This is a genomic window from Pseudomonas sp. K5002 (assembly GCF_013386655.1).
Classification (GTDB): Bacteria; Pseudomonadota; Gammaproteobacteria; order Pseudomonadales; family Pseudomonadaceae; genus Aquipseudomonas.
Map to the genome: position 1 here is coordinate 1 of NZ_JACARK010001404.1, position 495 is coordinate 495.

Annotated in this window: 1 protein-coding gene; it reads right to left on the reverse strand. The window is 65.3% G+C overall.

What is annotated here, in order from left to right:
• Positions 1-495: hypothetical protein (locus tag HX846_RS36745; RefSeq protein ID WP_178967406.1), on the reverse strand; the 495-nt coding region annotated here is incomplete at both ends.

Below are 495 nucleotides of genomic sequence, written 5' to 3' on the forward strand. Positions count from 1 at the left end.
CATCGCGTCGCGGTCCGGGCCGGCCAGGCGGGCGCGTTCGGCGTCCACCACGGCGCTGTCGGGCAAAGCTTCATCAAGGCCATAACGTTCTTTCAAACTTTGCATCCGTGGAGTCGGTCGGGTGACTTTGGCGACGTAGAACAACAGGCTCTTGAGCAGCTCATCCGGGGCCGGGGTGTTGATGCCGTTGATGCCCTGGATCAGCAGGCGCTTGAGTGGCTTGTCGCAGGCCTTGAGCAAACTGCGCAACGCCGGGCTGTTGGCAACCACGCCAATGAGCATGCCTTCCACCAGCGCCGAGGTGACCTGCCACAACGGTAACAGCGGCGCACCATGGCACAGGGCTTCGAGGCGGGCGAAGACCCGCGCCATGTCTTCCAGGTTGCTGGGGCCGTGGTCTTCGCGCAGCAAACCGACCAGCGCCTGTTGCAGCATCTGCCGCCACTGGCGCAGCAGCTCGGGGAAGTCCTCTGGCGTGCGCTGGGCCAGGGCGTC